General features: G+C 30.0%; 16 protein-coding genes. All 16 read right to left on the bottom strand.

The features are described 5' to 3' along the window. Window positions 1–59: 59 nt before the first annotated feature. The 16 genes from BED47_RS03960 to argJ all read right to left on the bottom strand — a co-directional run bounded on the left by BED47_RS03960 (window position 60) and on the right by argJ (window position 12541). Complete coding sequence (locus BED47_RS03960; RefSeq protein ID WP_069032517.1) at window positions 60–1064, bottom strand: serine hydrolase domain-containing protein; 1005 nt, start codon at window positions 1062–1064, stop codon at window positions 60–62. A gap of 425 nt (window positions 1065–1489) precedes the next feature. Further along, entirely contained in the window at window positions 1490–2101 is a 612-nt protein-coding gene (locus BED47_RS03955) for a hypothetical protein (protein ID WP_069032516.1), read from the bottom strand. Window positions 2102–2320: 219 nt separating this feature from the next. After that, window positions 2321–3184 carry a hypothetical protein gene (locus BED47_RS03950; RefSeq protein WP_069032515.1) on the bottom strand — a complete coding sequence of 288 codons (864 nt, stop codon included), beginning with the start codon at window positions 3182–3184 and terminating at the stop codon, window positions 2321–2323. 171 nt (window positions 3185–3355) lie between these two features. Beyond that, window positions 3356–3823 carry a hypothetical protein gene (locus BED47_RS03945; protein WP_069032514.1) on the bottom strand — a complete coding sequence of 156 codons (468 nt, stop codon included), beginning with the start codon at window positions 3821–3823 and terminating at the stop codon, window positions 3356–3358. A gap of 183 nt (window positions 3824–4006) precedes the next feature. Further along, window positions 4007–4357 (bottom strand): hypothetical protein, encoded by a 351-nt coding sequence (locus BED47_RS03940; protein ID WP_069032513.1) that lies wholly within the window; start codon window positions 4355–4357, stop codon window positions 4007–4009. Window positions 4358–4522: 165 nt separating this feature from the next. Further along, window positions 4523–5098: a suppressor of fused domain protein gene (locus BED47_RS03935; RefSeq protein ID WP_069032512.1), complete on the bottom strand. Its 576-nt coding sequence runs from the start codon at window positions 5096–5098 to the stop codon at window positions 4523–4525. Between the two features lie 163 nt (window positions 5099–5261). Further along, window positions 5262–5723 (bottom strand): hypothetical protein, encoded by a 462-nt coding sequence (locus BED47_RS03930; protein WP_069032511.1) that lies wholly within the window; start codon window positions 5721–5723, stop codon window positions 5262–5264. Between the two features lie 16 nt (window positions 5724–5739). Further along, window positions 5740–5919: a hypothetical protein gene (locus BED47_RS03925; protein WP_069032510.1), complete on the bottom strand. Its 180-nt coding sequence runs from the start codon at window positions 5917–5919 to the stop codon at window positions 5740–5742. A 126-nt stretch (window positions 5920–6045) separates the two neighbouring features. Then, window positions 6046–6606 (bottom strand): SMI1/KNR4 family protein, encoded by a 561-nt coding sequence (locus BED47_RS03920; protein ID WP_069032509.1) that lies wholly within the window; start codon window positions 6604–6606, stop codon window positions 6046–6048. 220 nt (window positions 6607–6826) lie between these two features. Next, a complete protein-coding gene (locus BED47_RS03915; RefSeq protein WP_069032508.1) occupies window positions 6827–7168 on the bottom strand; it encodes a hypothetical protein in 342 nt (113 codons plus the stop codon). A 183-nt stretch (window positions 7169–7351) separates the two neighbouring features. Next, window positions 7352–7594, bottom strand: coding sequence for a hypothetical protein (locus BED47_RS03910; RefSeq protein ID WP_069032507.1), 243 nt, complete (start codon window positions 7592–7594; stop codon window positions 7352–7354). Between the two features lie 104 nt (window positions 7595–7698). Next, window positions 7699–8607: an aminoglycoside phosphotransferase family protein gene (locus BED47_RS03905; protein WP_069032506.1), complete on the bottom strand. Its 909-nt coding sequence runs from the start codon at window positions 8605–8607 to the stop codon at window positions 7699–7701. 144 nt (window positions 8608–8751) lie between these two features. After that, window positions 8752–9219 (bottom strand): NUDIX domain-containing protein, encoded by a 468-nt coding sequence (locus BED47_RS03900; RefSeq protein ID WP_069032505.1) that lies wholly within the window; start codon window positions 9217–9219, stop codon window positions 8752–8754. Between the two features lie 157 nt (window positions 9220–9376). Then, window positions 9377–10540 (bottom strand): acetylornithine transaminase, encoded by a 1164-nt coding sequence (locus BED47_RS03895; RefSeq protein ID WP_069032504.1) that lies wholly within the window; start codon window positions 10538–10540, stop codon window positions 9377–9379. After that, window positions 10533–11303 carry an acetylglutamate kinase gene (gene argB / locus BED47_RS03890; protein WP_025568799.1) on the bottom strand — a complete coding sequence of 257 codons (771 nt, stop codon included), beginning with the start codon at window positions 11301–11303 and terminating at the stop codon, window positions 10533–10535. Before argB ends, BED47_RS03895 begins: the two co-directional genes overlap by 8 nt. Before the next feature lie 14 nt (window positions 11304–11317). After that, window positions 11318–12541 (bottom strand): bifunctional ornithine acetyltransferase/N-acetylglutamate synthase, encoded by a 1224-nt coding sequence (gene argJ / locus BED47_RS03885; protein WP_069032503.1) that lies wholly within the window; start codon window positions 12539–12541, stop codon window positions 11318–11320. Window positions 12542–12553 lie beyond the last annotated feature (12 nt).

The following is a 12553-nucleotide window of genomic DNA, read 5'->3' as shown; positions in this document are numbered from 1 at the left end:
TCATGTAACTTCTTTATTCAACAAACGCACTGCGTAAGTTACATTAGAATGTTACTCTATTACTTAAAAGCATCTGCTACTATATTACTGAATTCTTTTAAATAATAAAGATAATGATCTCCACCATAGTTATATCTTTTGTTATACATTTTAGCAACAACAACATTATATTTAGGTATTACTAGAATAGTTGGACCTGTTATTCCTAATATTTGATAAGATCCTTGTGGTACTCTATCACCAATCTCACTCTTTTTCCTCGGAATATCTTGAACATACCAAAACAAGCCATTTTGTGGTAAATCTTTATTTTTATTATTAAAATTTTGAACTTGAGTTGCTATTTCAATAACTTCATTGGGGACTATCTGTTTTCCATTTAGATTTCCTTTATTCAAATGAAGATTACCCCAGTATGCAAATTCTCTTGTTGAGACATGAAGGTTAGACTCGGAACCATCATTTGAATATCCTAATTTAAATGATGCTTTTTTGTCAGGATTATCAATTACTTTAACTAAACTCTCATTTTCTTTTGTTTCCCAGCTAGTTTCTTTAAATCCTAATGGTCTAAAGACCCTTTCTTTTAGAAGATATGGAAAGCTTTTGTTATACAGTTTTTTTATGAGATTTGTCATCATTAATATGTTAATCCCTCTATATGCCCATCCTTGACCTGGTTCAAATTCTCTAAAAACTGATCCATTATCTGTCTCATTCAAGCCATGTGAATGTGTAACTAAATGTCTTATTGTTGTTTTTCCAAGTATTTTTTCATCTAGTTCATCAAAATATTCGATTGCATAATCATCAAGGCTTTTAATTTTCCCTTCATATAGTGCAAACGCAACTGCTAATTCTAAATAACATTTCCTTGCTGAAGCAACATTGAACTTAGATGTTAATGTTACAGGTATAGAATTATCAGAATTACTATGAAAACCATTATAATTTTCTAGCACTATATTATTATCTTTCATGATTATTAAAGCTGAAGCAGAACTTCGATTTCGAACATTTATATTCTCTACCCAGTTTACTATTTCTTTGAATTTATCACTCATATACTTTATCCACCTATTACTTCTTTTAATTTTATAAATTCAACATTTAATTTGAATTTCCTTGTTCAACTAACCTTCCATTTTTGTTGAATTAGAAAATGCGATCTTCTATTGAAGTATCGCATTCCATTAGTTTAAGGAGTGTATGAGCAGTCACTTTTATTTTTGGCAAAATAGTTAGTGGCATCCTGCTTTTTCTGAGAAAAATAATAGGTCATATAAACAAAAGAAATTTAGCTGCATCGGAAGTGATTAAAATATAATAAGATTACTATTTAAATCATAAAAAATGACTATATCATATTCAATTAAATATTAAAAAAGACAGCAAGTAATAAATGCGGTCTTTCAGCTTGTTTTTATTTAGAAATAAATGCCTTTTTCTTTTGCAATAATCAACATTTTTAAAATTTAATAAAAGTTATTCAATATTCTTTTAAATGGTTATTACTGAAAAAATAAACCCATGATTCATATTTTTCTTTAAGTATTCTTTCGTTAGTATTTCCAATTTCCACCATTCGCTCTGTCAGATTGCTAATTTGATTAGTCGGGTTTATTACCACCTTAGACGAATTACTAATTAGAACTGGACGATTTACATCTATAGAACTCTTGGGTTTTCTAATTCTTCCCCATTTTATTTCTGAATTACTTCTTATTAATACCTCGGCAGTATAAATTGCAATATCCATCGCAAGAATTTGTGTTCCAACACTTAATTCTTGCGTCTCTATTTCAATTATGTTTCGAAGTTGTTCAGGAATATTCAATTTCTCGATCATGATTTCTTCTTGTGTCTTTTCCTTAATTTCAATTTGGTCTAAGAACCAACGCCACAATGGTATCAATGATAAGGGACTAAAATCTAGAAATTCAGTTGAATCATCGGTCGTATGTTTTATTGCTTTTTGTAATAAATCTAGACGTACAGGTATTTGACTCTCAAACCAATTTAAAAGTGCCTTCGATTCTTTAGCACTTAATTCCCTAAAAGATTTTATTTCAAATGGTGGTTCCATTATTGGATATTCCATAAATTATTTACCTCACTTATTGTTTAACTATGATGAAACTCAAGGTACTCAAGGATATTTTTTGAAGCTCCAACTTTGGATACAGGATCCTAATACAACTACCTTGGGAGTACGAAATAAACTACCATTCACTGTTGTGAATCTGAGGATTCATGGATGGCTAACGCAGTGCGTTAGTTGAGTAAGAAATAGTTCATTTACTCTTTAGAAAACTTCAATTTAAATTACACTTAATATATTTTCTATATCTACTAGATAAATATCTTTATCCTTTGTTAAGAATAATTTATTATCTCTACCTTTAGCATAATCATAGTTTAGAGATTTACCCTCTTGATCCAGAGTATAAAATAGATTCTTACTCCTATTTTGTAACGAATATAAATATACCTCACCTTTTCTACCATAATCATGACTAAACAAAGCAAAATCATTCTTGATAGCAAATGCATGGCTGCCTCGAATGGGAATATTTTTAAATATTTCATAAGTATCTTTATCTTTTTCAATTTTAACTAAAGGAAATTTCGAGTAATAGTAAATAAAAACTGTTTCATTTGAAGTAACATTTAAAGCATAGCAATCAGCAATAAAAGGAACTTCATTATTTGATTGTTTAACAAAATCTATATAATTAAAGGTTTGTGATCCTTGAGTATCAAAGCATCTTAATCCATAATCCATATTTTCATCAAAATAACTCACCCAAATATCTGAGTTTTTAGTAGTTTGCACATCTTCAATGGCATCGCCAAATGAGAAAGTTTCCAAAGCGTTGCCTTGAACGTCATAAATAGTTGCATTGTTAATTAGACATTCGTCATCGTCAGTTCGTGAACTAACCAGTAACCAATTTTCCTCAATTGGTTGTGCAAATTCAAAAGAGTAAGAAACAGAAGGGATTTCAATTATTCTTATTTCTCCATTTATAAAATGAAAAATTTTATATAGATATTTTCCCTTCTCTTGCTTTACTGTTAGCAAAACCAGATTCCCATTATAATCTATGCTAATCTTAAAAAAATCGTTTTCACCTGCGATTTCATCAACATTTTTGTAAAACGTTGGCTTAAAATTCTTCATAAATGTTATCCCCCAAGATGTTCATATAATGATAAGATATCATAAAGATTACTGTTCTTCTTATTCAACTAATCTGCCATTTATTTTAATAAAAAAGAACAGCCTTTGGCTGCTCTTAATCTTTAACTATTGCATACGTTAGTTGAATAAGATTTAGTTTTATTTTGAATTTTAAATTCCTATATGATAAATTTTATGACTATGCTTTTCGACTTCAACAATTAGTGCGATTAAAGCATCCAATTGTTGAAGAACTTCATCTTGATTAAAAGTAATTTTCTCGTACTCTCCATCTTCTTCATGATCACCTTCAACGTACATACCTGTTAAGATTAATACTTTCGGAGCACTAGCAAATATCATTCTCCACCCAAGTAGAACGTCTTTTAAAATAGTTGTTGAGTTTTCATCGAAAATCGTAATTCCGTAATAATCTAGACCCATTTCATTAAATCCCTTTGTAAAAGGTGTTCTTTTTGATGGTACCCAACTTATCGTATCATTCATATACAGAATAAGTTCATCCTGTATTTTAACGTGAGCTACTCCAAATTCTATTATAGAATCCATGTAACCAATTATATCATTTTTTAATGTTACATCCTTTGGTACTAAATAAAAATCATGGATTAATGGCATTAAATATTAATCTCCTAATTAATTTATAATAATTTTAAATTTATTTTATCATTTACACTTGAACTAAACTTCCTCTTAATATAATAAATTAAGAACTGCCGAAACAGATCTTGATCTACAACTATCGCACTGCTTTAGTTGTATAGCTTCAAACTCTTGGTTTTAAATTTAAAGGAATTAAAATTACTGCACTTTTGTCACTGATTTATTGATAGCTATAACGTGAAATATAAACCTAATAAATAATTGACCTAGAAAATATAATATAAAATAGAAAATTGGAGAAAAATTTCTTTCAATTATTTTATATGGACCATCTTCTGGTATAAAAATTTTCACTAAAATAATAGATAATAAAAGCACGAGTGCATTTACTATGAAAAAGCGACTCATTCTTAATCGAACTAGCAGTAACGCCAGAATAAGAGTTGCAAATAATAAAAAATAAGATGTATACGGAACTCTGTTCAAGTCAAACCATGTAGTAAAAAAAGGAATCGGTAAAAAATAAATTAAATAAAAAGCTTTTTTCACTAAAACTACCTCTCTCGAACTTTTAAATTAGAACATTAATTACTTCATAATAGTAACATATTTTATTATTCCTTATTCAGCTAAACTGCCATTTTGTAGAATAAAAAAAGCTAACTGAATTGATAGCTGATATTCACCTCAAGCATGCTTTAGTTCAATAAGGATTTAGATTGAAGAATTGCGCTCCAAGTCAAAAATATTGATTTGTTTCTCTTCGAATAAAGTTTCTAAAGCTTCTATTCCATATTCTTCTGCATAATTTTTTTCTTCTTTTGAAATAGGAGCAATCATTAACCAAGTAACTTTCTTTTTCTCGAAATTTAATGTTTCTAATTTATTTTCCCATAAATAAGGATTAACAAATAAAATATGCTTCATGTCACTATGAGGCAAATACATACTAACTACATTCTCAAATATTGCTCCTGGGAAACATTTATAATTAGAATTGATAATGTAAAACGCACAGGAACTCAGTAGATTTGGGAAACATTCAAATTCACTTGCTCCCACTAATTCAACTCTTAGCGGCAATTCATAATTTTCATAACCAATAGAAAAATCGGAAAGACCAAGAGTAGCAAAAGCAAATACATTATCGTCAAATTGAGTATCTTTAGAAAACAGTATGTCAATTGAACTTGCTTTATTGTCATCCCAATATTTATTAACTTTAGGCTTACCTCCAAATACTTTTAGTGCAAATTTAGCAATCTGTTTGTTTTCTGTTGATACGCTCATTTTTAATTCCCCACTCAAAGATGTTTTATTTAAAATCATTGGTACTAATAACGTAATTATATCATTCCTTATGTAACTAACCTGCCATTTTGTTAAATAAAAAAACGAGCTGCTAGCAACTCGTTTTCTTCAACTAAACCATGCGTTCGTTGAATAGGGATTTTTATGAGACTTTACTCTTGATATCGGCTATAAGTGAAGACTTCAACCCAGAAATTTTTCCAACCACTTCGCTAGAAATCCCTTCCATTAAAGCCTTCTCTGCTATTTCTATTGAATTATTGGTTGTTTCAACGAGAATTTTTATAAACCTGTTATCATCGAAATTAAGAATATCATCTTCAGATTCTCCATCCAGTGTATAAACAGATTTATATGAACCTATATTTTCGTCATTATAATAAATCCATAGAAGGACATAAATAAAATCATTATAATTAAATATATGAGTAAACTGGATTTTTTTAACCTCTAATTCAATTAATCTTTTATCCAAATCTCCAAATTCAAATTCAAAATCGGAATCCTCGTTCCTCCAGTTATCAAGGTATGTCCAAAATCCATTAATCGTTCTGTCTTCTATATTGTGTTTTTTATACCATTGTATTAACATTTCTGAATTCATAGCTTCCCCCTTTGTGTCACTTTCCTGTTATATATAAATAAAGTGCAACAAAATAGATACTTATGAGTAAAACGGAATAAATTTTGAACAACATACTTAAACAACCTTTGTCTTTCCAACAAAAAATAAGATATCCTAAACCAATTAATGAAACAATAATATATAATGGTGCAACTGCAAGATGTGAAAAGTTCATATTATTCTCCTAAATTATCTTTACCAGTCAATTCTACCAAAGCAACCGAAAGTAGTTTTAATATACCGCTCACAATAAAAACAATACCTTTTTGAACTAAATCATTGTTTTAGTAGAATAAGAAACTTATTTATATTTATAATAGTTTTCTGCCGAAAATATAGACCAATTCCAGTAATCATCACCTTGTGCCGCAATGATACGATCTAACCATAACTCAAAATTAGTATGCAACGGTATTACATCTTCTTCAGACCCGTCATCAATAAACCAATGTATATAATTCCCATCTCGATTAGGAGTTGGTTTACAAAGATCTGCGTCAATTAGTAAATATCCATCTTTACACGTTCCAATTGCAAATAAATTACGTTCAAATGCTGAGTGTTCTTTCCAGCTTTCATACAGTTCCAACGTGTATTCTATTGAAAATAATTCAATACCATCACCATATTCAGATGTATATAACAGACTTGAACCATTATGTAGTTTTAAAAAATCCTTATAATCTTGTGGTAGCGTATAGCCTGTTTGATCCTCAAATAATTTTAAAGCTTTTTCAGATGCTGATGCTTTGAAATCACAAGTAACTTCGTAAACGATTCCTTCAGTATGTTGGATATAAATTGTGTTAGCTTTTTCAAGTCTTTTTTTCAGTCCATTTAGAGTTCTATTTAATAGCTCCATTTACTTCCTCCTAAAAGGTAATGTTTAACTATATTGTACTTGATAAAAAACATTATTTGTTTCTTTTTTTAGCCTATCCATATTTCACTAATCTGCCATTTACTTTAATAAAAAAGAACAGCCTTTGGCTGTTCTTGATCTTCAACTAATGCATTGTGTTGGTTACATAAGATTGTAAATATTTATTAATATTGAATAAGATTTAAAATTCAATTCCAGTTTATTTAACAATTTCAATCTGTTGTAACGTTGCTTTTCCTTCACTGAATATAGGAGTATACATTTTACTTGATTTATAGTTTACTACCATAAAATATTCTCGTTTATTTTCAATCAAATTCCAGACATTTTCATCATTTACAATTACTTTTCCTGTTCGATCATTGTTATTAACATCTACTACCTCAATGATATATTTATCTTTTGATTGTATTTTATCTATTACTTTAGCAGAGAAAGTTGTACTATTATTTACTGGTTTGTATGTAGAAGAAAAAACTCTATATCCTGTAAATAATAAAGTCAAAGCAATTATAGTTAAAAGAATACCTCGCAATTTCATGATCGATTTACTCCTATTTTATTTGTAAGAGAAGATTCTCATTAAAATTCTTCCTATTATCTTGTTTCTATAAATCTTCTTTAAATACCTTGTTTCTTATTGAACTAGACTGCCATTTTGTTGAATAAAAATAGAGCTGCCGAGGCAACTCATTTTGATCAACTTAATTACAACAATCATAACTTATAAAATTACTAATATTAAGTAACACATACATGCTATGAATATTGAACCGCAAAAAAGCAAAATGACTACTTTCATTAAATACCATGGCAATAAATTTATCAATGATTCAAATATTGCACCTATAATTTCAGGACTATGCCCACTGAAAGTCTCATTATAATAAAACTCCTTACCTTTAAATGATAAACTTATTTGTCCTGTAAACGTTAATAATGCGGTGATGATCACGAATATAGTCATGTACTTCTCCTCTATGACTTCTATATATCATATCGTTTCTTATTTAATTAAAATGCAATTTAGTTGCAGAACCTAAAGGTTTAGATAAAGCAGCTAATAAAAAACTAATAAAATTTTTTATGTAAATCTTTAAAAACATTTATAGCCTGAAAAAAATATTCATTATACGTTCCTTCATCTTCTAAACTCCAACATGTTGATAATACAGCATGCGAAAATCCCCATAGGAGTACTCTTTCTTTATTTAGATTCAATTCTTTTACTAGTAAATCAATTCGATTTTCTAGAGTCGTAAAAATATCTTTCCCCTCTATGTTGTTCAAAAGAAACTGGATGATGTCATATTCTCTTTCGCCTATTAATCCTTTTGGATCAATCACTTTCCATGAGTTTTCTCCGGCATTTAATATATTATAATGATGTAAGTCGCCGTGAAGTAAGTATTTTGTAGATTGTGTATGATTCATTTCTTTGAAAATATCAAATGCATCTAATAGCATTTCTTTTGATATAGGGCCTAAGCCATTAGGAAATTTTTCAACGATTCTTCTTAAGCTATTTTCTCTACTTAAAATGGAAGGTATTTTAGTGTATTTAGGTGCAGCTTTCCATAAATTTTTCATCACTTTGACGGCAATACCCATTGCCTCTTGTTCATTTTCGATCGTAGCAAGAGTGTCACCAGGTAATAGTTGTTCTAAAATTAGGATTCCTTCATTAAGATCGGAATCAATAACTTTAACGAATTCATTATCTTTAAACTCTCTTAATGCTTCAACCTCACTATTAAATTCCTCATTAGGGACTGATAGTTTAATTACTGCGTTTTTTTGACCATCAATTAAAATTGGTGCTACAAAATTATATGATAATTCAAATGGTGATAATATTTTCATATTCCATCGAATTTCACATCTATTACATAAGTCTTCAAAATTCTCCAGCCAAATTTCTCCTTTTTCTTTATGGATATCTTTAATCGTTTTTATAAACTGTTCTGGAAGAGTTATCATTTAATCACCTTTTTTTATATAGAATAAATGTAAAGTTCGACTGAAGTACTCTTACTCTGGAAAAATAGAAAAGTTGAGTCCTACATTTTTTTTAAAATCACATGGAGAACTCAACTTCCATTAAATGAAAGATAGAGAGAATAATCAAGTTAATTGTTCTTTTAATTTGTACTCTTCAATTAATCGATTATTTTGATACTTACCTTTTGCATATTGAATAATTTGATCTTTAATATTTGGATATAAGATGATATTGTCTAATTCATTAATTGGTATCCACATTACGCCAGTTTGATTTGGATCTGGGTTTGGTGGCATCGTTGGAATTGAGTTTTCTTTAATATGACAGCGGAACATTAAACTTAATCCATGTATTTTATGACCGGTCATTTGGGGTGCATTTTCTGAAACAAATACTAGTTCCCCAACCTCAACTTCTACACCTGCTTCTTCATATGCTTCTCTTTTTACAGCTTCAATAATTGTTTCACCAGGTTCGGTACCACCAGCTGGTAAATTATAGTGAATTCCGTCCTCATCTTTAAATTGAATTAATAAAACTGAATCATTTTCAACAATTAAAGCACATGCTCTTACACGAATATGATACATAGCCTATCTCCTCCCCCACCAAAAGTGATTATTCCATTATCTAAAAAATAAATTCAACTTTCAATCTATTTTTATGAATCAAGAAGAAAGACCTAAATAATAAAAAGGCATCATGGTATAGGTCCATGAATGCCTTCTAGTCAAAAAATACTATCCATTATTTAACTTGATTATTTAAAAAATAAGAAGAAAGAACTTGTTTCATAATTTGGATTGCTTCATCTATTTCTTCGTATGATAGATTGATTGGCGGTAATAATCTTAATACATTAGGGCCAGCAGTACCAACGATTAAACCATTCTTTAAAAATTGTTCCACTAGTTGATCCACAGACAGATGTAGCTCGATACCGACCATTAATCCTTTACCGCGGATTTCTATTATTTGTGGAAACTCTTCTTTTATCTCAGCTAATTTTTCAAATAAATACTGTCCTTTATCTTTTACACTATTTAAAAATTGCAAATCATTAATAATATTGACTGTTTCAAATGCAGCAGCCATTGCTAAATAATTCCCACCAAAAGTTGAACCATGTGCACCAAACGAGAATGTATTAGCTAGATTGTTCTTACCAAGCATTGCTCCAACTGGAAAACCATTGCCTAAACCTTTTGCTAGCGTAATAATATCTGGATTTAGTGGAGTTTGTTCATAGGCAAACATTGTTCCTGTTCTGCCCACTCCGGTTTGTACTTCATCAACAATGAGTAATAATTCATGTTTTTTACAAAGAGCTTGAACCCCTTCAAAAAAATCATTATTACCAACTATGACACCACCTTCACCTTGGATTACCTCCAAAATAATTGCTCCAGTATTTTCATTAATTTCATTTTGTAAAGCATTCAAATCATTATATGGTACATATGTAAAACCACTTAACATTTCACCGTATCCTTCATGAATTTTAGACTGACCTGTAGCAGCCATTGATCCAAAAGTACGTCCATGAAAACTTTGTTTAAAACTGATAATATGAGATTTACCTGAATGTTTTCTTGCTAATTTTATAGCTGCCTCATTCGCTTCTGTACCACTATTACAGAAAAATACTAAACCATCCTTAAAGCTTTTTACTAAATTTTTAGCTAACTCTTCTTGTTTTTTTATTGTAAATAAATTTGATACATGCCAAATCGATTCAACTTGATCTTTTAGTGCATTTACAACTTTTGGATGACAATGACCTAAGTTACAAACAGCAATTCCACTTAAAAAATCTAGGTACTTGTTATTTTCGTCATCATATAGGTAAGTACCTTTTCCATTTTGAAAATTAATTGGTTTTTTATTATAAGTTGGGAATAAATTACTCACTTAACACAACTCCTTTTGTAAATACTGTACCGTTAATCGTTCCATTTTCATTTAAGAAATTCTCACCAACAATTGCCACTGAATTTACTACATTTAATGCATTTAAGGCACTCGTAACTTTAGGAATCATTCCACCATAAATTGTTTTTTCATTGATTAATTTATCAACTTCACTTGGCGTAATTTTTTCAATCAATTTTTGTTCAAGATCTAAAACACCATTTGTATTTGTGATAAAGCAGAGTAGCTCTGCATTCATTGCCTTGGCAATACTTTTTGCCGCTTCGTCAGCATTAATATTATATTTTTGGCCAATTTTATCCACCCCGACAGGTGAAATAACTGGTACATAATCATTGTTAAGTAGTAAATCTAATAGATTCGTATTGACATCTTCAATTTCTCCAACCCAACCTAATTTTCCCTTATTATAAAGTGAGGCTTCCAGTAATAGATTGTCACATCCTGATAGTCCAATCGCTTTAATATTATATTGATTACAAATTATCGTTAAATCTTTATTGATTTTTCCGTTTAGTACATATTCTACAATTTCTAAAACCTCGGATGAAGTCTTACGAATGCCGTCTTCCATTTCTACTGGAATTGAAAACTTTAATAATAAGTTATTTATAAGTGGTCCGCCTCCATGAACAAGGATGACTTTTTTACCACTCATTTTTAATTGATTGATATTTTCAAAGAATGTATTTGATAAGTTATGGATTAAACTACCACCAAGTTTAATAACGACTGTTTCCAATGTTTATTTCCCCCTTATGTGCGATAGCTTGCATTTATTTTCACATAATCATAAGTTAAATCGCAGCCCCATGCAGTACCAAGTGCATCTCCTTCGTGCAAATGGACATCAATATAAATAATCTCATTTTTCAAAGCATTTTTAGCCTCTTCTTCATTAAAATCAACTGGTTTACTTCCAAATAATACCGTTACACCATTAATGGAAATATCGATTTGATTAAAATTACCTTCAACCCCACTATATCCAATGGCACCAATAATTCTTCCCCAGTTAGCATCTTCACCATAAACAGCTGTTTTTACTAAATTTGATCCGACGATTGTTTTAGCAATTTGATTTGCATTTTTTTGGCTAGAAGCTCCATTTACATTTACTTCAATTAACTTAGTTGCCCCTTCACCATCTCTAGCAATCTTTTTAGCCAAATCTTCACAAACTAATTGAAATGCAGCTACAAAATCCGCCCAATCTGGATGACTTTCAGTTAATTCCTCATGTTCAACAGCTCCATTTGCCATAACTAAAACCATATCATTTGTTGAAGTATCTCCATCAACTGTAATTTGGTTAAATGTCTGATCTGTCACTTCTTTTAATAAGGTTTGCAACTGACCAGAACTAATCGTAGCATCAGTTGTCACAAAACCAAGCATAGTTGCCATATTTGGATGAATCATTCCAGAACCCTTAGCAGATCCAGCAATCGTTACAATTTTCCCGTCAATCAATACTTCATAACAAGTCGTTTTTATAACAGTATCTGTCGTTAATATTGCGTGACCAAAATCTTCTCCATCCTCCAACTTATTACCGATCGTTAACTTGTCGATGCCGCTTTTTAATCGATCCATTTTTAAATATTCACCGATTACACCTGTCGAAGCGATCGCGACTAAATGTTCTGGTAGATTAAGATGCTCAGCACACCATGCTCTCATTAAATAAGCATCATCCTCTCCTTTTTTACCTGTACATGCATTTGCACAACCACTATTTACTAAAACCGCTTGAAGCTTATTACTATATGCAATACTCTTTTTTGTAATCGCAATTGGTGCAGCTGGAAATAAATTTAATGTATAAACTGCCGCAACTGATGCTGGCTTCTCAGAATAAATTAATCCTAAATCTTTACGTTTATAACGTAGTCCAGCATGAACTCCACTCGCATAAAAACCATTTGGTGATGTAATTGTTCCATTTATTTTTTTTATATTCTTTTCTTTTGTTATCAACTTTTATCTCTC

Origin of the sequence: Gottfriedia luciferensis, from assembly GCF_001712755.1 — a bacterium.
In the GTDB taxonomy this organism is placed as follows: Bacteria; Bacillota; Bacilli; order Bacillales; family Bacillaceae_G; genus Gottfriedia; species Gottfriedia luciferensis_B.
Note: the sequence above shows the minus strand (reverse complement) of the source record. Positions and strands in the feature narration are given on the sequence as shown.

Bases quoted from the DNA above. Each gene is read 5' to 3' on its own strand.
- BED47_RS03960 (WP_069032517.1), bottom strand. From the start codon at position 1,064: ATGAGTGATAAATTCAAAGAAATAGTAAACTGGGTAGAGAATATAAAT.
- BED47_RS03955 (WP_069032516.1), bottom strand. From the start codon at position 2,101: ATGGAATATCCAATAATGGAACCACCATTTGAAATAAAATCTTTTAGG.
- BED47_RS03950 (WP_069032515.1), bottom strand. From the start codon at position 3,184: ATGAAGAATTTTAAGCCAACGTTTTACAAAAATGTTGATGAAATCGCA.
- BED47_RS03945 (WP_069032514.1), bottom strand. From the start codon at position 3,823: ATGCCATTAATCCATGATTTTTATTTAGTACCAAAGGATGTAACATTA.
- BED47_RS03935 (WP_069032512.1), bottom strand. From the start codon at position 5,098: ATGAGCGTATCAACAGAAAACAAACAGATTGCTAAATTTGCACTAAAA.
- BED47_RS03930 (WP_069032511.1), bottom strand. From the start codon at position 5,723: ATGAATTCAGAAATGTTAATACAATGGTATAAAAAACACAATATAGAA.
- BED47_RS03925 (WP_069032510.1), bottom strand. From the start codon at position 5,919: ATGAACTTTTCACATCTTGCAGTTGCACCATTATATATTATTGTTTCA.
- BED47_RS03920 (WP_069032509.1), bottom strand. From the start codon at position 6,606: ATGGAGCTATTAAATAGAACTCTAAATGGACTGAAAAAAAGACTTGAA.
- BED47_RS03915 (WP_069032508.1), bottom strand. From the start codon at position 7,168: ATGAAATTGCGAGGTATTCTTTTAACTATAATTGCTTTGACTTTATTA.
- BED47_RS03910 (WP_069032507.1), bottom strand. From the start codon at position 7,594: ATGACTATATTCGTGATCATCACCGCATTATTAACGTTTACAGGACAA.
- BED47_RS03905 (WP_069032506.1), bottom strand. From the start codon at position 8,607: ATGATAACTCTTCCAGAACAGTTTATAAAAACGATTAAAGATATCCAT.
- BED47_RS03900 (WP_069032505.1), bottom strand. From the start codon at position 9,219: ATGTATCATATTCGTGTAAGAGCATGTGCTTTAATTGTTGAAAATGAT.